Annotated in this window: 14 protein-coding genes; 2 read left to right on the forward strand and 12 right to left on the reverse strand. The window is 64.7% G+C overall.

Annotation, left to right across the window (positions count from 1 at the left end; translation table 11 throughout):
• Positions 1 to 247 precede the first annotated feature (247 nt).
• On the forward strand, positions 248 to 1435 hold the full coding sequence (locus tag QP442_RS01005; protein WP_006680766.1) for an alpha/beta fold hydrolase: 1188 nt from the start codon (positions 248 to 250) through the stop codon (positions 1433 to 1435).
• A 38-nt stretch (positions 1436 to 1473) separates the two neighbouring features.
• Here QP442_RS01005 and QP442_RS01010 read toward each other — a convergent pair whose 3' ends face one another.
• Positions 1474 to 2724: a hypothetical protein gene (locus QP442_RS01010; protein WP_006680765.1), complete on the reverse strand. Its 1251-nt coding sequence runs from the start codon at positions 2722 to 2724 to the stop codon at positions 1474 to 1476.
• A gap of 258 nt (positions 2725 to 2982) precedes the next feature.
• Here QP442_RS01010 and QP442_RS01015 point away from each other — a divergent pair, with 258 nt between their 5' ends.
• Positions 2983 to 6174 carry an FAD-binding and (Fe-S)-binding domain-containing protein gene (locus tag QP442_RS01015; RefSeq protein ID WP_257878468.1) on the forward strand — a complete coding sequence of 1064 codons (3192 nt, stop codon included), beginning with the start codon at positions 2983 to 2985 and terminating at the stop codon, positions 6172 to 6174.
• A gap of 185 nt (positions 6175 to 6359) precedes the next feature.
• On the opposite strand, the gene QP442_RS01020 is transcribed toward QP442_RS01015, so the two are convergent.
• The 11 genes from QP442_RS01020 to QP442_RS01070 form a co-directional block, all read right to left on the reverse strand.
• The gene (locus QP442_RS01020) at positions 6360 to 7448 is read right to left on the reverse strand and encodes an FAD:protein FMN transferase (protein WP_006680762.1); all 1089 of its coding nucleotides are present in this window, start codon (positions 7446 to 7448) and stop codon (positions 6360 to 6362) included.
• A gap of 2 nt (positions 7449 to 7450) precedes the next feature.
• Positions 7451 to 8002, reverse strand: coding sequence for an FMN-binding protein (locus QP442_RS01025; protein WP_006680761.1), 552 nt, complete (start codon positions 8000 to 8002; stop codon positions 7451 to 7453).
• Positions 7999 to 8739: an ABC transporter ATP-binding protein gene (locus tag QP442_RS01030; protein WP_006680760.1), complete on the reverse strand. Its 741-nt coding sequence runs from the start codon at positions 8737 to 8739 to the stop codon at positions 7999 to 8001. Before QP442_RS01030 ends, QP442_RS01025 begins: the two co-directional genes overlap by 4 nt.
• 10 nt (positions 8740 to 8749) lie before the next feature.
• Entirely contained in the window at positions 8750 to 9913 is a 1164-nt protein-coding gene (locus tag QP442_RS01035; protein WP_006680759.1) for an ABC transporter permease, read from the reverse strand.
• 5 nt (positions 9914 to 9918) lie between these two features.
• The gene (locus QP442_RS01040; RefSeq protein ID WP_207326468.1) at positions 9919 to 11190 is read right to left on the reverse strand and encodes an ABC transporter permease; all 1272 of its coding nucleotides are present in this window, start codon (positions 11188 to 11190) and stop codon (positions 9919 to 9921) included.
• 46 nt (positions 11191 to 11236) lie between these two features.
• The gene (locus QP442_RS01045) at positions 11237 to 12499 is read right to left on the reverse strand and encodes a DUF2318 domain-containing protein (RefSeq protein ID WP_285069514.1); all 1263 of its coding nucleotides are present in this window, start codon (positions 12497 to 12499) and stop codon (positions 11237 to 11239) included.
• Between the two features lie 102 nt (positions 12500 to 12601).
• Positions 12602 to 13234, reverse strand: coding sequence for an iron transporter (locus QP442_RS01050; RefSeq protein ID WP_006680756.1), 633 nt, complete (start codon positions 13232 to 13234; stop codon positions 12602 to 12604).
• A gap of 41 nt (positions 13235 to 13275) precedes the next feature.
• Positions 13276 to 14874 carry an FTR1 family iron permease gene (locus QP442_RS01055; RefSeq protein ID WP_219585618.1) on the reverse strand — a complete coding sequence of 533 codons (1599 nt, stop codon included), beginning with the start codon at positions 14872 to 14874 and terminating at the stop codon, positions 13276 to 13278.
• A gap of 126 nt (positions 14875 to 15000) precedes the next feature.
• Positions 15001 to 15720, reverse strand: a complete 720-nt coding sequence (locus QP442_RS01060) for an ABC transporter ATP-binding protein (protein ID WP_179370134.1) — start codon at positions 15718 to 15720, stop codon at positions 15001 to 15003.
• Position 15721: 1 nt separating this feature from the next.
• A complete protein-coding gene (locus QP442_RS01065; protein WP_006680753.1) occupies positions 15722 to 16930 on the reverse strand; it encodes an ABC transporter permease in 1209 nt (402 codons plus the stop codon).
• 15 nt (positions 16931 to 16945) lie between these two features.
• Complete coding sequence (locus QP442_RS01070; protein WP_243440758.1) at positions 16946 to 18070, reverse strand: FtsX-like permease family protein; 1125 nt, start codon at positions 18068 to 18070, stop codon at positions 16946 to 16948.
• Positions 18071 to 18082 lie beyond the last annotated feature (12 nt).

Here is an 18082-nt window from a genome sequence, read left to right on the forward strand (position 1 = left end):
CGCGCCGAGCAAGTAGCACACCGCTTTGCCTTGCGCCTCAACCGTCACGTTGACAATGCGCTCGCAGCCGCAAAGGTCGGCCTCATCCAGCGCGCACTGACGGGTGATGCGCAATTTTCGACCGAGCCGCACCGTCAAATCCCGTCGCGCGTCTCCGTTTTTGCGCAGTAAGTCCTCAGAATGACGCACACCTTCCCGCCCACCAGGAAGTCCTGCCGGACTTGGCGGAACCTCGTAGGGTTGTCGTATGACTGACGAGGATCTCGAGACACGCACACTTCACACTCGTGAAGCGGCCGCGGACAGTGAGCACCTAGAGGGTCTCGCCGCTTCAGATGGGGAACCCACCTATGACGTGATGAGCCCCTGGGGCGAAGAAGGACCAGCTCCGGTTGGCCAGTGGCGCACCGACATCCTGGGGCCGGCTTATCAGTCACAGACGATCGAACTGATCGCAGATGCCGAGGGCGACAACGTGGCAACGCTGGTGAAGTATCTTCCCCACCGTGACCCAGATGTCAGCGAAAATGCGAAAGCATTCCCGAAGAGCGTCACCCTGTACCTACACGGGCGCAACGACTATTTCTTCCAGACTGAGCTGGCGCAGACGTTCGCCGAAGCAGGTTCCGCTTTCTATGCGCTTGACCTGCGCAAATACGGTCGTTCACTTCGCCCCTGGCAAACGATCGGCTACACGGACAACCTGAATGTCTACGACGAGGAGATTGGCGAAGCACTCGACATCATTGCCGAAGAGAATCCAAATCTGCCCCTGATCCTGTCGGGACATTCAACGGGTGGTTTGATCACAACGCTGTGGGCGCATCGCCACCCTGGCGCGTTCGACGCGTTAGTTTTGAATTCAGCGTGGTTAGAAATGCAAACGCTAGCAAATCTACGGACGACGGTTGCGCCTGTCCTAGAACGGATCGCGCAACGCAACCCTCGCTGGGAAGTTCCCGGTGGCGGTGGCCCCGGCTTCTACGGGCGTTCACTGACTCAAGGCTGGGCAACCTCCGGTCTGACTGTGCCACAAGCGTGCGCAGACAATCCCGACGATCCAGCGGTGAAGGGCTGGGAGTATGCGCTGGCCTGGAAGCGCCCGGAGTCGTATCCGATTCCCGTCGCATGGTTAGACGCAATCTTGGATGGCCACAACACGGTCGAAAACGACGTGCACCTGTCATGCCCGGTTCTGTCCATGATGTCGACCTCGTCGTACACGGGCGAAGAATGGTCAGAACGCATCTTTTCCTCTGACGTTGTCTTGGACGTCGAGGTGATTGCTGAACGCTCAATGAATCTTGCTGATTGCGTGACGATTGCTCGTTTCCCAGGCAAGCACGACCTATTCTTGTCCGACCCGGATGTGCGCGCGAATGTGCGTCAAACGATGAAACGTTGGATCGGAGCGTTCGTCACGCCCGTTGAGTAAACCAACCGGCAACTAGGCCGTGAGCGGTCAGATACGGGTCATCGCCCGTGTTTCCCCATGCCCGAAGAAGCGGGAACGATGCGGTATTCGCGGATCATTTCGCGATTGACCTCTATAAGGGCCTCGGCAAGTGTTGGTCCCGCAAGGTCAGCGATGTAGAGGTTATTCCAGGCGTCAGAAAAGTTGGGAAGAAGCTCTTCAAGCTCATCGACGTCGTTCCACTGTCCAAGCGCGCTTCGAATCATGCCATCGACACCAAGTTGAAGGTCGGACGGCACCTTGAACGTTGGAGGGGCAACAAGGGGAACTGCCTGGCCGATAATCGCTCCAAGAATAGGAAGAGTCGATGCGGTGGCATCTAGGATCGGCACTCCATCTTCACGAGCTTGGCGAATATCGTCGGGTTCAACGAAGCCACGTTCATCTTTAGTTGCCGGGGCATCCGTAACGATGGAGTCGAAACCATCCGCGTCGTCTGTTTCATTAAGGTTGGCGCGGACTCCCCCGGCAACAAGAGCAAGTGCATCGTTGACAAAGTCAGAGACACCAGCGTCGAGCGTCATTTCGATTTCTTCGGGTGCAGCAATGAATTCCGCGTCGTCTGCCGGTTGATCATTCTCAGGTGCCTGTTCCAATGCTGACGCATCATGGCCGGAGTCATCGAGGGAAGCCGTGATTTCACTGATGCCTTGGGAGCCTTGGGACAACAGGGCTGGCGAGTGCATGTACAGGCGCGAGCCAACGGGCACAACATCAAGGAAAACGCGTCCATTGGACATCACTCGAACCTGAACCTCGTGAACTTCCACGCCAGAATTCGCCAGAACGTCCAGAGCGGGGCGAACCTGCGGATCAATTTCGCCGGTAACAACGATCAAGCGCGGGCCCGCACCCGGCGACGGTGGCATAGCGTCACGGAACTGCATCCACCCATGACGGAACGCGTCAAGACCACCGTCGTATTCGCGCGCCAAGTCACTCCACGACAGGGCAGCAGTATCCGCCAAACGCGACAGAGAGCTAATGAGGGTGTCTGAATCAAGGTATGTAATCACTTCAACACTGACGACTTGCCCCGTCGCATCGAGGGCAGTCAAGCGTTGAGAATCTTCGTCTTCTTCGTAACCGCGAACAATATCCCGCCAAGTAATTGGGAAAAGCGGGCGGGAAACAATCTCCAAGACCTGCCCACACACAGCGTCGATAACGTCGCCAGTCAAACCAGAATCCAATGGGCGCCCAAATTGCGCAGGAACCAGACGACCGTTGTCGAACTCGAAAAGAGCCACTGGCGTTTCCTCCCTGGATTGACCGGACATATCGCCTTGCCGAGAAAGGCGACAGTGTCCCCCTATTGTTTCACATCTGGCAGGCGCATAACACTGCCCAAAAACTAGGGGCTCAATAAAAATTACGGCCTATGCTCCCCCTCAAATTCAGGGCCTCGTCACGGACTGTTCCACGTGGCGAACACACAGATTCACGCATTGGCGCCAAAAAGTATGCGACAAAGCAGTGAAAAGGCTAGCTCATGCGAAGATTCACCTATGAGCGTCACGTGGGATCCAGCCCCTACAACCGGGCATTCATCAACGCCGATCGATCCTGCCCCGAAAAATGGGACGGCAACACGGCAAGCTGCGGTAAGCCAGATCGATCCGGAGTTTCTGCGGGCTCTGACCGAAGCGGTCGACGGCGATATAGATACGTCGACGGGATCTCGCGCGCGCTTTTCCACGGATGCTGGCCTGTACCGCATTCCACCGTTGGCGATTGTGTTCCCGAAATCGATCGAGGATGTCGAGGCAACGCTTGCCGTGGCGCGCACCTTCGGCGTTCCGGTGACGACGCGCGGTGGTGGCACATCCTGCTCCGGCAACGCTGTTGGCCCAGGTCTCATTATCGAATTCACCCGCTATTTGAACCATGTGGTCAGCATTGATCCCAAGGCAAAGACCGCTGTCGTTGAGCCCGGATGCGTGCAGGCAACTTTGCAGGCCGCGGCGGCCCCTTTTGGGCTACGTTTCGGTCCTGATCCGTCCAGCCAGAATCGCGCGACGATCGCGGGCATGGTTGGCAATAACGCGTGCGGCCCACATGCGACCGCTTGGGGGCGTACGGCTGACAACATCGTGTCCCTCGAATGCATCGACGGGCTGGGACGTCGATTCACGGCAACCACCGAGCATGCCCCCGATATTCCCGAAGTTCCGGGTCTGACAGAGCTTGTAGATGCGAACCTGGCATTGATCCGCACTGAGCTTGGCACCTTCGGACGCCAAGTATCCGGCTATTCGCTGGAACATGCGACGCCGGAAGGTCACCGTAATCTTGCCGCGATGCTAGTGGGCACCGAAGGCACACTGGTCACGATCCTATCGGTCACGGTTCGCCTTGTTGACCTGCCAACGTCTCCCGTTTTGGTCGTCCTCGGCTATCCGAACATGATCGACGTTGCCGACGACGTGCCCGCACTTTTGGAGCATCATCCTCTGGCGGTTGAGGGTATGGATAAGCGCCTCGTCGATGTTGTTCGCCAGCACCGAGGCCCGGGCACTGTCCCCGAACTGCCACCGGGCGAAGCCTGGATGATGTGCGAGGTCGGCGGAAGCTCGCCAGAGGATTCTCTGGAACGCGCTCACGCTTTGGTCGCGAGCGCCACCACCGACTCGGTCGCGATTTACCCGCCGGGTGACGATGCGGGTCGCTTGTGGCGTATTCGCGCTGATGGTGCCGGTCTTGGTGGCCGTACGCCGTTTGATCCGGCGTCCGGCACAGGCAATGAGCAGGGGTGGCCAGGATTCGAAGATGCCGCGGTTCCGCCCGCGAAATTGGGCGCGTACCTGCGTGATTTCACTGCTCTGATGGATGAGTTTGACATTGACGGCCTGCTCTACGGTCACTTCGGTGACGGCTGCGTCCACGTTCGTCTTGATTACCCATTGGACACTGACGAGGGTGTCGCCCACACTCGTCGCTTCTTGGAGCGCGCGGCGACCCTGTGCGCGAAGCACGGTGGGTCTGTGTCGGGTGAGCACGGTGATGGTCGCGCTCGCACAGAGTTGTTGCGCTTCATGTATTCGCCGGCAATGCTGGACTTGTTTGCACAGGTGAAGGCTCTGTTTGATCCGCGCAACATGATGAATCCGGGTTTGTTGACTGCACCGATGAGCCCGACCACCGCAACCGAACGTCGCCATGCTTTAGGTGACGCCTATTCACTGAAGCCGGCCGCTGTTGCTGTCTCGGCTTCGCGCGTTGATCCGCAGCCGGGCGTTGATCTGGTGGATCATTTCCTTCGTCGTCCCGCGGCGCGTTCAATGCCCGCCGATGGTGGCTTCGCGTTCCGCGAGGATCACGGCGATTTCACGAACGCAATTCACCGTTGCACGGGCGTGGGCAAGTGTCGCGCGGGTATTTCGGGGACGTTCATGTGCCCGAGTTGGAAGGCGACGAAGGACGAGAAGGACGTGACTCGAGGCCGCGCCCGCACCCTGCAGGATGCGGCGAACGGCCAGTTGATTCAGGCGATCGATTCTGCGGAAGTCCTCGATGCCCTCGACCTTTGCCTGGCATGCAAGGCGTGCTCCTCGGACTGCCCGGCCGGGGTCGACATGGCGAAGTACCGTTCAGAGACGCTGTTCCGCCGTTACCGCGGGAAGGCTCGTCCGTTGTCGCATTACACGCTGGGCTGGTTGCCACGCTGGACGCGCCTGACGGCGTCGATCCCCGGTTTGGCAAAGGTCGGCAACGCTCTCCTCGGCGTGGATGTGCTACGCCGGCTGGCGTTCGGGCTGATCGGGTTGGATTCACGTCGTCCGATGCCACCTCTGCAGTCGGGCAGGTTCTCGCGCTGGGCACGTAAGCGTGGCACAACTTCGATGGTGTCGTCCGCTTTCTCCCCCCTTGACGAGGTCGCCTCCACGTCTGGCGACCAGCTGTCACAGGGCGGAGGCCGACCGGCCTCGTCAATGAGCAAAACCAGGAAATCGGCGACACCCATTTCCCCCACAGACCCGGATGGCCGTCGCTATGTGGTGGTGTGGGCGGATTCCTTCTCGCAGACACTGGACGACACGGGAGCACGCGCTTTGACCGAGCTACTGGAAACGAACGGCTTTGCCGTGATCGTCGCGCCGGATGTGTGCTGCGGGCTCACGTGGATCACGACGGGCCAGCTGAAGGGCGCAAAGAAGCATCTGGCGACTCTGCTGGACACGCTCGCGCCATTCGCGGCGAACGGCATCCCGATCGTGGGCGTGGAGCCGTCGTGTACTGCTGTTTTGCGTGATGACCTGCTGGATCTGCTAGCGGATGACCCGCGTTCGGCGATGGTCTCGAAGGATACTGTGACGCTTGCTGAGCTACTGGCGACCGTCCCGGATGAACAGTTGAACCTACCAGACCTGAGCGGTGTTGAAGTTGTGGCTCAGCCACACTGCCACCACTACTCGGTCATGGGGTGGGACGCGGATCGCGCGCTACTGGATCGTCTGGGTGCGACGGTTACTCAACTATCGGGATGTTGCGGTTTGGCCGGCAACTTCGGCATGGAGAAGGGACACTACGAGGTCTCCGTCGCGGTCGCAGAGCAGTCGTTGCTACCTGCGCTCAGCGAGCACCCGGATGCCGTGTACCTGGCGGATGGATTCTCCTGCAGGACGCAGGCCGGCCAACTCGCCGAGCGCGGTGGCGTCCACCTCGCGACCCTCCTCGCGTGCGGCCCGAAGGCCGACTGAGCCCTCCCGGCGGAGACACCGACGCGCTCCCGGCCTCAGGCCGAGCTCTTGGAGGCGGAGGCGATACACAGAATCCACGTCGATCGAGACGAGCCTTCCGCGACTGTTCCTGGGGCACTTCGAAAGCAGCACGCAGGGGAGCGTACCATAACGTGAACGAGAACGCCTTCGGACGAATCGCGAGATCAGAGCGCGGATCCGCCCGTTCCTCGAGCCCCTTTCGGCACCCACCCCGCCCCCTCGGAGAAGGCGATCCCATCCCCGCGCGCGACGACGCTCTCCCAGCGGGTCGAGAGTCCCCTCGCCCTCCCCCAGACGTCCAAACGGGTACCGTCGACGCATTCCTCCCCGGCGACGAGGAGGGCCGTTGAAAGCGCCTCCGCCATGACTCCCGACGCGCAGATCACGCTCGCCTGGAGAACGCCCGATTCGCTCGGCCGTCCCGTCCTCGGATCGAAGGTCTCGTGGGCGAGCGCCTCCGGGAACGGGCGACCGGCGTCGAATGATGCGGGCGCGTAGTCGCCCGAGGTCGACAGAGCCGATGAGGAGGAGAGCTCGACGCTACCCGTCCACTCGTTCTCCGCCGCGCCCGGCTCCCGCAGGCCGACCGTCCACGGCCTCCCGTCCCACCGGCGTCCGAAAGCGGCGATGGACGATGTGCCCAGGGAGACGAGAACCCCCTCGGCGCCGGCCGCCACGACCGCGTCGCGCACCGCGTCGGCGGTCGCCCCTTTCGCGATGGCGCCGAGGTCGAGGGCCGGTCCCCTCGACGGGGAGGCTCCCCCGTTCACGGCCCGCGCGAGACGCCAGCGAGCGGCCTCGTCGCGTTCCAGGAGCGCCGGATCACACGAGCGGAGCGCCCCGTCGATCTCCTCCTGGGACGGGGCCTCGGGCACGCGCCCGCTCGCGAGGAAAGACCTTCGAGCGCCCTTGACATCCCACAGGCGCGCGAGTGCCCCCGCCAGCGGAGTGAAGGCCCCGCCGGTCACCTCCGACAGGGCCAGGGAATCGAGGAGCAGCGAATCCGTGCGCGGATCGACTTCGCACCACCCCTCGCCGGAGTTGATCCTCGAGACGTCCGAGTCTGGGCGGAAGACGGACCACAGCGCTTCGCGTTCGGCGACCAGTCGGCACACCCCGCGCGTGATGTGCGGAAGATCCCCGCCCGCACCGATGAGGTCAACGCGCGTGCCCATCGCCGGGAAGGAGACTCGCCAGGAACGCGCGCCCCCGCCCTCGCCGACCTCGAATTCGACGAGCGGACGCTCCCCCACCGCTAGCGGTCCGTCCCGCCGAGGTCCTTGTCGAGATCCGCGTCCCCGATGCGGGTCGACTCCTCCAGCCCCGGGATCTCCACGCCGTTCGCCCCAGAGTCGTCGACCCCCTGGGCCGCGGAGATCGCCCGGATCGCGGCCTGGATGAACTGGCGGTGCGCGACGGTCGCGCCCGACACGACATCGACCTTCGCGGGATCGTCCTTCTCGGTGAGCTCCTGCGAGTAGCGCGCAAAGGATTCGACGGCCCTCTGCGCCTTCTCGTAGTAGTCCTCGTTGAAGACCTCCCCGGAGGAGCTCTTCCCGTAGTCGACGTCCTTGTCCGTTCCGTTAGCCTGGAGGGTCTCGTAGCTCGTGCTCGTGATGTCGCCACCCTCGACCGTGATCGTGATGACCCCGATCGCCCCCTGATCGTCCGCGTTCGAACGGCCCTTCCACTCACCGTCCTTCATCGGCACGCTCATGTCGACGCCCGGCGAGGAAGCGCATGCGGCGAGCATCATCGCGCCGAGTCCCACGATCCCGGCCCTCAGGGCCCCGCGCTTCGCGTTCATCGCAGATCCACCTTGCTCTTCCCCGTTCCCGACTCGAGCCCCGCCTCGAGCGCGTCGTGATCGTGCCACGTCTCCTTGAAGATGCGCCCGTGATCGAGGGCGATCTCGCGCTGGCCTCGGCCGGCGACCAGGGCGTCGTGCGTGACGACCATGAGGGTCGTGCCCTCCTCGTGGAGTCGCCCGAACAGGTCGAGGACGATCCTCTCGTTCGTCTCATCGAGGTTGCCGGTCGGCTCATCGGCGAGGATGAGCTTCGGGTAGTTGATGAGCGCGCGCGCCACACACACCCTCTGCTGCTCGCCGCCGGAGAGCTGACGGGGCAGATGGGTGGCGCGATCGGCGAGGCCCACCCTGTCGAGGGCCTCCATCGCCTCCTTCTCGTCGGGCATCGAGTGGTAGTACTGGGCGACCATGATGTTCTCCAGCGCAGTGAGATGCCCGATGAGGTGGAACTGCTGGAATACAAGCCCGATCGTGGAGCGGCGGATCTCCGTGAGCTCGTCCCCCGTGAGATCCGAGATGTCCTGGCCGTCGAGGCGGACCCGTCCCTTGGACGCGGTGTCCATGCACCCGACGATGTTCATCAGGGTCGTCTTGCCCGATCCGGAGGGCCCGACGATGGAGACCCATTCCCCACGCCCGATGGTCAAGGAGACGTCGTCGAGCGCGTGGAGGTCGCCGTAGATCTTCGAGACCCCCTCCAGATCGAGAAGGGGCGTCGGCATCGTGTCTGTCATGATTCTTCCTTCATTCTCCACGTAGGACGAGGGCGGGGTCGACGGCGGCGGCTCGGCGCACCGGGGGCAGGCAGGCGAGGACGGCGACGGCCACGGATGCGAGGACCGTGATGAGAGCGATCAACGGCGGAAGGGAGATGCTCCGGTGGAACACGTTGTAGCTGATCCCCGAGGCGAGACCGTACCCGAGGACGACGCCGATCAGACCGCCGATCAGACCGAGGAGCACACCCTCGCCGATGAATTCGAGGGCGATGGAGCGCGAAGTCGCGCCCAGGGCCTTGCGCAGGCCGATCTCGTTGCGCCTTTCGGCGACGATGGCGACCATCGTCGTGGACACCCCGATCAGGGTGAGGACGAGGACGATGCCGGCGATGATGACAAGCAGGGAGCGCAGCATCGAGATGACGCCGGAGTCGGATTGCGCGAGGCGCTTGACGGCCTGCGCCGACACTCCGGGCACGGAGTCGTTGATGGCCGCGACGACGCCCTCCAGGACCGGGCCCTCGACAGCGATCGAGTACTCCGCGACCGTCGCGCGCGCCTCGACGCCGGTCAGGGCGGAGATCGCCTGCGAGGTCATGTACATGTAGGAGTCCTGCGTGCCCCCGGTCTTGAGGACCCCGGATACGGTGAAGTCGACGCTCGTCTTCGCCTCGGCCCCACCGGACTGGGCGCGCTCGTCCGCCTCCTCGAGGCGGACGACGGAGATCCTTTTCCCGACCGAAGCGCCGATCGTGTCCGCGATCTCCTCGCCGATCAGCACTTCGTCGGGTCCTTGCGGCCACTCCCCCTCGACGTACCAGTACGGGTTCATCGCGCGCACCGACTCCAGATCGGCTCCTGCGGCGACGTAGGGCCGATCGTTGACGCTGATCGCCTCGTAGTCGAAGGCCGCCGAGCCGACGAGGGCCCCCTTCGGCACGAGGGAGGGGATCGCCTCGAGGGACTCGGCGCTCATGGAGTCCTTCCCCGAAACGGGGGAGACAACGAGGTTCGCGCCGTAGGAGCGGACCTCGCGTGCGAGCTGAGCGGGGACCTCCAGGGCGATGGTCGCCAAGCCCGACAGGGTCGTGGCGCCGATGGCGACGGCCAGAACGGCGATGAGGACGCGGGAGCGCCTCCTCAGGATCGACGAGGAGACCATCCGCCAGAACATTGTGCGACGCTTCATCTCTCTCACCTTCCGTGGAGGACTTCCGCGGCGTTGAGCCGCAGCAGGTAGCGGATGGCCGGGATCGACGCGCTGAGGACGACGAGCAGGACGAGGAGCGAGACGAGTACCAGGACGACCGGGGTGAAGGAGATCGAGGCGCCGAACACGATCCGCCCGATGATCTGCGCGAGCCCGATCCCGCCCCCGTAGCCGAGGGCCCCTCCGACGAGGCCGACCACTGCGATCTCGCTGAGGTGCAGGGCGATGATCGAGCGGTTCTTCGCCCCGATCGCTTTCATCAGACCGATCTCCCCGGAGCGCTCCATGACGTTCGCGGTGACGAGATTCGCGATGGCCAGCGCGGAGGCGACGAGGGCGAGGACGGTGACGAGGAGCATGAGGAGCTGCGTCTTCTCCAGGATGGTCCCCTCCGATTCGGCGACCTGCCGAACGGGCCTGGCCACGGAATCGGTCATGACCTCTTCGATCTGGTAGGCGATGGAGGAGACGTAGGCGGTGCAGTACCAGGTCTCACGCTCGGACACGGACAGGGACTCCGGATTCTTCGCTGCCTTCCGCGCCAGGTCGTTGTCCGGGGTCGTCAGGGCGGACACCTCGACGGAGCTGACGGCTCCGGGCTCTCCGAGAAGGTCCTGGGCGACAGCCAGGTTCGCGTAGACGCCGGAATCGGCCTCGTCGCCCGATTCGAAGATCCCGCGCACCTTCAGCTCAACGGAGCGCCCGTCCCTGCTCAGGGTCAGGGGATCGCCGAGGGCGAGGCCATGCGCCGCGGCGTAGCCTTCACCGACCATCGCACCCTCGGGGTCCTCGTCTGCGACCCACTGGCCGGTAACCGTCCACCAGGCCCGCAGTTTGTCGAGGCCGGTATCGAGCGTCTCCTCAGTCTCCAGGTCGAGGTGGTGATCGAACCAGGTCCCGGTGAGCGCGACGGGCTCCCCCGAGGGGCCGACCGCGTCGACGGACAGCAGCGGGGCGAAGTCGAGGATGTTGTACGTCCAGAAGATCGTCTTGATCCGGCCGAGCTCGTCCTCGCGGAGGAAGGTCTGCGCGGGGGAGTGAGCGCCGTAGAGGTCCTGGAGGACCGCCGCGCCGCGCGGTCGCACAACGATGTTCGCGCCGTAGGACTTCAACTCCTGGTTGACTTTGTCCCCGACGTCGAACATCACCGAGAGCATGGACGTGGCCACGGCGGCGCCGAGGGCGACCGTCACGGCGATGAGGAGGTGACGCTCGCCCCTGCGCGCCAGAGCCCCCACCAGCATTCTCAGGAACATCATGGGATCAGATCCTCTCCCTTGTGGGGTCGGAAAACGAGAGGGCTCATGCGAAGACGCTCGCATTCGCCTCGAGGACCGACAGCGGGACCGTCAGCGTCCCGTTGGAGACCTCGTACTCGATCGGAATGGGGTTGCAGCCGCCCTTGAATCCGATCGTCGCGATGTTCATCGCGACTTCGCAGAGCTTGCAGATAATCTTCCCGTCCTTCTCGTAGTAGCCGGTCGGCCCGCAGATCTCGCAGGCGTCGAGGCCGACGCCGAAGGAGGCGCCCGCCTTCTGGATGACGATGAAGCGGACCTCGACCCCCGAAGAGGTCGTGTAGGCGTAGCGGTGGAGGTGGCCGTCGGAGATGTCCGCGATGTCGATGACCGCACGCTCCTCGACAACGGAGTAGGACTCCGGTTCGGAGAGCTCGACTTCGGCGGAGCCGACGACGACGCCGAGGGTGACCAGCAGCGCGCCGCACAGGTAGCCGCCCGCCGCCACCCCGGCCATCGTCTTCCAGACGCGGGCGCGGGCGCGGTAGAGGCGCCCCTCGGCGGGGTTGAAGCCGACTCGGGGCAGGGATCGTCCCTCGCGGACGACGAGAGCGGCGACGAGGAGGAGGACGAACATCGCGACGATCGGGAATACGGCTTCGTGGTTAATGAGCCAGGAGAGCACGGTGAAGGCCTCGTTCGACATCGAGACGACCCTTTGCGCCTGAAGGATGCGCACGACGAGCATGACGTGAGTAAGGGCGAGGACGGCCACGACGAGGGCGATCGGCCAGGTCCTGCGTCGACCGAGGGAGACGATCCTCCAGGAGAGGGCGCCGAGGGCGAGGGGGATGAGCCAGCCGAGGACGTAGCCGACCAGGGCGAGCATCGTAGTCGTCGCGAAGACCTCGATTCCCCGAGGGAACATCATGACCGCCTGGGCCATCGCCGTGGGAGCCGCGCGGAAGATGATGAGCGCCAGGTAGGCGCTCATCACGAGGAGGAGAGCGGAGTCGAGGGGCGCGCTCGGCGCCCGGCGCGCCCGCAGCGCCAAGAGCGAAACGAAGGCGATCGCGAGGAGGACGGCCAGGGGCAGGGTCCACAGGGCGACCGTTTGCCGATTGACGGCGCGAGGCGCGAGGGTGTTGACGAGGGTGAGGACGAAGGCGGAGACGAACCCGGCGACGGCACCGATGCCGATGGCCCATCTCCGGGCGGCTCTACCGGATCTGCCGCGCTCTCGCGCCGGTAGCGCGCCGATGGCCGCTCCCGCAGCGAGAGCGGTGAGGAGCAGCGCGAGAGTCGCCTGGCTCATCTGTTCGATCATCGTTCATCCTTATTCTCGTCGTCGCGACGCGGGGGCGCGTCGGCGTCATCACGAGGGCACGACAACGGGCCGGAGTCCGCCTCCGGCCCGTCCGTCACGTGGTCACCACTCTACAGCGGAGGGGTCCCACTTCCAATCCTTGAACTCCGCGGTGATCGGCTCGGTCCAGAAGCGCCCCTTGACGCCCGTGGTCTCGTCGGTGTGGAGGAGCCAGCCGTTCTCCTCGGGGGAGTGGACGATGAACTGAACCGTGTAGGTGCCGGCGTCGAGCTTCGGCAGGTTGAGGCCGTAGTGCGGGCCGTCGGAGGCGTTCATCGGCATGAAGGTGCCCTCGAGAACGGCGTTGCCGTCGGCACCGAGGATCTTGTAGTCGACCTTGAGGCCCGGGATGAAGTCGCCGACGCCGTAGCCGAGATCGTTGCCCTCGACGGCGGAGATGTCAGCCTCGATGTGCATCGAGGAGTCCTTGGCGGGGGTCTGGACCTGGGGCTCCATGTCGACCGGCTGGAAGTAGACGCCGGAGATCTTCAGAGGGCCGGAGAATACGTCGTCGCCGAGGGGGAACTCGTCGAAGCCGGCGTCCTCGCCGGGCGCAGCAGCCTCGCTCTCGCTGGACTGAGTGGCCATTTCCGCGGGCTTCTCGGTCTCTGCGGTCTGGGAAGAACATGCCGAGAGGCCGGTCATCAGGGCGACGGCCGCGACGGCCGCGCCGATGGTGCTAAGTGAGCGCTTCATGAATCAAACTCCATGTCAGTGTGGGATGGTTCGACGGTTCGTCACTTCTCGGGGATCGCGCGGCGCATGCGCCGCTTCCCCCAGAGGTACAGGCCGACGATGATGACGAGAACCGCTGCCTGTGCGGAGAGGTTCTCCACTCGGGGGTAGATCCCCAAGAGGTCGATGGTCGGGAGGCCGTCAAGAGGCGTCAGGGGCAGAACGTCGGCCTCCTGGAGCTCCTTGATGCCAGATCCGGTGAAGGTGACGGCCATGACCGCCAGGAGCAGCGATGTGACCGCGAAGAAGGGGCGCAGCGGAATCCTCAGGGCGGCGAATTGGATGAGGAGGTAGACCACGACGAGGACGGCGAGGCCGACGCCCATGCCGATCCACACGTGCCCGATGGCCGCGCCCGCGTGGGAGATGACCGGCACATAGAAGAGAATCGTCTCGGCGCCCTCGCGAAGGACCGCGAGGAACGCGATGGCGGCCAGGCCGAGGAGGGAGCCGCGAGTGAGCGAGGCATCCGTCTGACCCTTGATGTAACGGTCCCAGGCTTCGTTGGAGGACTTCGAGACCATCCAGTTCGAGACCCAGATGAGCATGGCGACCGCGAAGAGGGCGGCGAAGCCTTCGAGGAGCTCCTGATTGGCTCCGGCGAGATTCGCGAACGAGGAGAAGAGGACGGCGAGGGCCGCGGAGGCGACGAGGGCGAGCGCGACCCCGATCCACACGATCTTCGACTTGTCCTTGTGCCCGGCCTTGCCGAGGTAGGCGAGGATCGCGGCGACGACGAGGATCGCCTCCATGCCCTCTCGGAGGATGACGAGGAGCGAGGGGAGGAAGCCCGAGAGCCAAGGGCTCGTGGGGGCGGCCGCCTCGCCGACGTAGCCGTCGAGGGTGTTGGCGTCCTCGCGCAGGTAGTTCTTGAGATCGGTGAGGTGCTGAGCGACCGCAGCGTCGTCATGATCGCTCATCGCCTTCTTGACGAGGGAGAACTTCATCTCGACGGTGGAGACCCGATTCCCCGAGATGCGCGCCATGACCTGCTTCTCGAAGCCGAGGGTCTCATAACGCCGGTAGTAGGCGGTATTCACCCCGTCTTTACCCGCCTCGACATCGCCCGCCAGATAGTCCTTCTCGGCCTGATCCAGGATCTCACCCATCTCCTTCGCGACGCGCCCCCAGGCCCCCGGGCTGTAGTCGTTCGAGACAGCCGAGTTCCCGGCGCCGTCGAGGGTCTTGGCGTCCTCGCGCAGGTAGTTCTTGAGATCGGTGAGGTGCTGAGCGACCGCAGCGTCGTCATGATCGCTCATCGCCTTCTTGACGAGGGAGAACTTCATCTCGACGGTGGAGACCCGATTCCCCGAGATGCGCGCCATGACCTGCTTCTCGAAGCCGAGGGTCTCATAACGCCGGTAGTAGGCGGTATTCACCCCGTCTTTACCCGCCTCGACATCGCCCGCCAGATAGTCCTTCTCGGCCTGATCCAGGATCTCACCCATCTCCTCGGCGACCGCGCCCCAGCTGGACACGGCGCCCTCGGCTCGCGCAGCGGCCGGGGCGAGGACCCCGATGAGGAGGGCGAGGAGGAGCGGGGCGAAGAGGATCCAGGGACGCCTCGTCAATGCCGTCGTCGAGGATGTCGATACGCCCACCCGTGTTCCTCCAGAATTCCGCTTGTCGATGTTGATGAGGGCGAGGGGACCATGCCGACCCCGAAATCGCCAGAATTAGTTTAGCCTAACCTCCGCAAATTCAGAAATAAGTCACCGAAGAGTTACCTATTTGAGATCTTCGCAGGTGGGAGAGCCTCCGCGCGGGGCATCCCCAAGGCGCAGGACTCCGCTTTCCATCACCATCACACGATCGGCGAAATGAACGGCCTCATCCTCGTGCGTCACTACGAGCACCGCCGCACCCTCGTCCGCCGCACGCCGGAGCATCCTCAGCACCGTCTGGGCGTTCCCCGCGTCCAGCCCCGCGGTCGGTTCGTCGGCGAGGACCGTCTCCGGCCGCATCACCAGCGCCCGCGCCACAGCCATCCGACGCAGTTCCCCTCCCGAGAGCTCATCGGGGCGAGCGTCGGCCAGGGGCGCCAGATCGACGCCCTCCAGCAGGGCCTCCGCCCGCTCGCGGACCCCCTCCTGCTCGACTCGCGCCCGGATGATCGACGGGAGGAGGACGTTCTCCAGCACCGACAGGCTGCGTAGCGCGGTGTGCCCCTGAGGGATCACGCCGATCCGCTCGTTGCGGAGCGCCGAGGCCACGGCATCCGGGAGGGCGTACAGATCCTCGCCGTCGATCAGGACGGCCCCCTCCGTCGGCGCGAGGATCCCCGCCATCATCGACAGCAGGGTGCTCTTACCGCTCCCCGAGCGTCCGCGAATCACCAGCAACTCGCCGGGGTTCAGGCGAAGATCCACCGGCTCGACCGCCGAGAACATCGCTCCGCCGCGGACGCGCGGGAAGTCCTTCCTCACGCCTTTCGCTTCAAGAGTCACGTCATTCCCCTTCCCTGAGGACGAGCCCCACGTCCATCGCACCGATACGGCGAATCGAGACCCACCCCGCGACTCCCGCCGAGGCCAGGGCGACCAGGAGCGCGGCGAGGGCGATGAGTCCCGACTCCAAGGGCCCCGGCATGAGGAACCCGATGCCGAGCATTTGACTGACCAGCACCCGGAAGGCCGAGAGCAGGACCCCCGACACGACGATGCCCGCGAGCGCGCCGGCCAGATCGACGGCCGCGGACTCCGCGAGGACGAGACGTCCGAGCCGCGAGCGACTCACGCCCATCGCCCTGAGGAGGGCGAACTCCCGAGCCCTTTCGTGAATCATCATCGTGAACACGAGGACGCTCATCCCCGATCCGACCGCCCATACGACGCCCACGAGCAGCGCGACCGCGCGCGATGTCCGCACGAGCGTCTCCGAGATCCCCGAGACCATGCTCTTCGCCGTCGAAACGGAGACCCCGTCCACGTTCTCGCGGATCCGCTGAGCGACTGCCTCCGCGTCCTCGCCGTCCGCGACGCGGACGAGAACCGAGGACACGACGCTCCCCGGATCGGCGTCCTGATACTTGTTCAGTCCCTTCTCCAAGGAGGCCGCCATGAGGCTCCTGCCCGTGTCGAAGTTCGCGTACACGGCGTTGTCGAGGGTCGAGCCTGTCGGATCGAACTGGCCGACGACCCTGAGAGTCCGACCGTAGATCTTGAAGGAGCCGTCGACCGGTACGGTGACGTTCGCTCCCACGAGGACGTCCATCTCGCCGATCTCCACGTCGCCCGTCGTGTCGGCGATCCACGGTTGAATGGCGAAATCCGTCTCCGGATCGAAGGCGATGACCTGGTATCTCCCCGAGCAGCAGCTCGCCCTCGCGGATGCGAGGAAGATCTGGGGAGATGCCTTCTCCACGCCGACGACATCGCGGACCCTCGCAACGACTCCCGCATCCATGTAGAAATAGCCCGGCTCGGCCTCGAGGAGGAAGGTCTGGGCGTCGAAATCTCCGCCGGCATCGCTCGGGGTGACGAGCACATCGGCCCCGAGACGCGCCTCCACCGTCGCCAAGCCGCCGCAGATCCCCTGGACGAGGATGGTTCCCCCGAAGACGGCCGAGGCCATGAGCGCTGCGAATATGAACAGCGCGAAGGCGCGAATCGGCTGCGCGCGCAGAGCGCGAAGGGGCAGCTCCCTCAAAGAACGCATGGATCCGTCTCCTTCCTACGTCGTCAACAGCATCGAGTCGTCGGCGGCTCGCAACAGCCTCGGAAGCACGGCCCTTGCGCCGATCCAGGCGACGAGGAGGCTCATCGCCATCGCCGCGGCGGCGAGCGTGGCGAGGTTGCCCGGGGAGACGAGCTCGCTCCTCACGGGCGCGACGCCGATGAGGGCGACGAGCCCCGCTGCCACGAGCGCCCCGAGCAGAGCCCCCGAGGCGTGGACCATGAGCGCCTCCCGTAGGAGGACGCGCTCGACGAGGGCCCTCGAAGCCCCGAGGATCCGCCACACGTTCGCCTCGCGGCGCCGCTCGTTGAACAGCGCCCATTGGGCGACGGCGAGCGCCCCGAGCAGGATCAGCCACGTCAGGGCCGCGACCCCGGCGAGCATGGACGAATGCGCGGACACCGAGGAGGCGGTCCCCGCCAGCGCTTCCTCCGAATGGACGGCCGTCACGCGTCGGATGTAGAGGTTGATCCAGTTCGTCACCGATTCCGCGTCGGAGCGCTCCTTGAGTCGTAGCAGCGCGACCGAGTAGTCGGCATGCGGGTCGATAGAGGCATAGGAATCGTCGCCTGTGGCGACCGCGGCGGCGATCACCCGCTCGAGGGAGCCTATCGGCACGAGCACCGCCTTGTCCAGCTCGGCGCCGGTCCTCTCGAGATGGGAGTCGACCGGCCATTCCTCGCCGAAGAGGGTCACCGTGCCCTCCCGCGACACCGCCACATCGGCGCCCACCGCGACGGATCCCTCCGGCACCACGTGATCGGGGCCCTCGCGCAGCCAGGGCGCGACGACGAAGTCGGAGGCGGGGTCGAAACCGATGATCCAGAGGGGCTCCCCCCCACCGCTCGCGTCCGACAGGTAGAGCTGATAGGCGATGCGATCGATGTCCTCGTTGGAGTTCAGACGCGACAGAGTTGAGCGCTCCTTGTGGAAGAGGACGGGGCTACCGACCATCTGGATGCAGGACTTGTCGAGTTGTAGGAAGCCCGCCGAGGGGTAGACGACGACGTCCGCGCCCAGTCTGTCTCGAGCCAGAGAGAGCTCCGCCCTCGTCGACTGCACGAGGAGCAGGCCCGTCAGCGCACAGGCGGTCTGCGCGAGCGCGAGGAGCGCGATGATCATCGTCCTCAGCGG

Source organism: Pauljensenia sp. UMB1177, assembly GCF_030217965.1.
GTDB lineage: Bacteria > Actinomycetota > Actinomycetes > Actinomycetales > Actinomycetaceae > Pauljensenia > Pauljensenia turicensis_A.

Bases quoted from the DNA above. Each gene is read 5' to 3' on its own strand.
- QP442_RS01070 (WP_243440758.1), bottom strand. From the start codon at position 18,070: ATGATCATCGCGCTCCTCGCGCTCGCGCAGACCGCCTGTGCGCTGACG.
- QP442_RS01005 (WP_006680766.1), top strand. From the start codon at position 248: ATGACTGACGAGGATCTCGAGACACGCACACTTCACACTCGTGAAGCG.
- QP442_RS01050 (WP_006680756.1), bottom strand. From the start codon at position 13,234: ATGAAGCGCTCACTTAGCACCATCGGCGCGGCCGTCGCGGCCGTCGCC.
- QP442_RS01015 (WP_257878468.1), top strand. From the start codon at position 2,983: ATGAGCGTCACGTGGGATCCAGCCCCTACAACCGGGCATTCATCAACG.
- QP442_RS01030 (WP_006680760.1), bottom strand. From the start codon at position 8,739: ATGACAGACACGATGCCGACGCCCCTTCTCGATCTGGAGGGGGTCTCG.
- QP442_RS01035 (WP_006680759.1), bottom strand. From the start codon at position 9,913: ATGAAGCGTCGCACAATGTTCTGGCGGATGGTCTCCTCGTCGATCCTG.
- QP442_RS01025 (WP_006680761.1), bottom strand. From the start codon at position 8,002: ATGAACGCGAAGCGCGGGGCCCTGAGGGCCGGGATCGTGGGACTCGGC.
- QP442_RS01045 (WP_285069514.1), bottom strand. From the start codon at position 12,499: ATGATCGAACAGATGAGCCAGGCGACTCTCGCGCTGCTCCTCACCGCT.
- QP442_RS01065 (WP_006680753.1), bottom strand. From the start codon at position 16,930: ATGCGTTCTTTGAGGGAGCTGCCCCTTCGCGCTCTGCGCGCGCAGCCG.
- QP442_RS01040 (WP_207326468.1), bottom strand. From the start codon at position 11,190: ATGTTCCTGAGAATGCTGGTGGGGGCTCTGGCGCGCAGGGGCGAGCGT.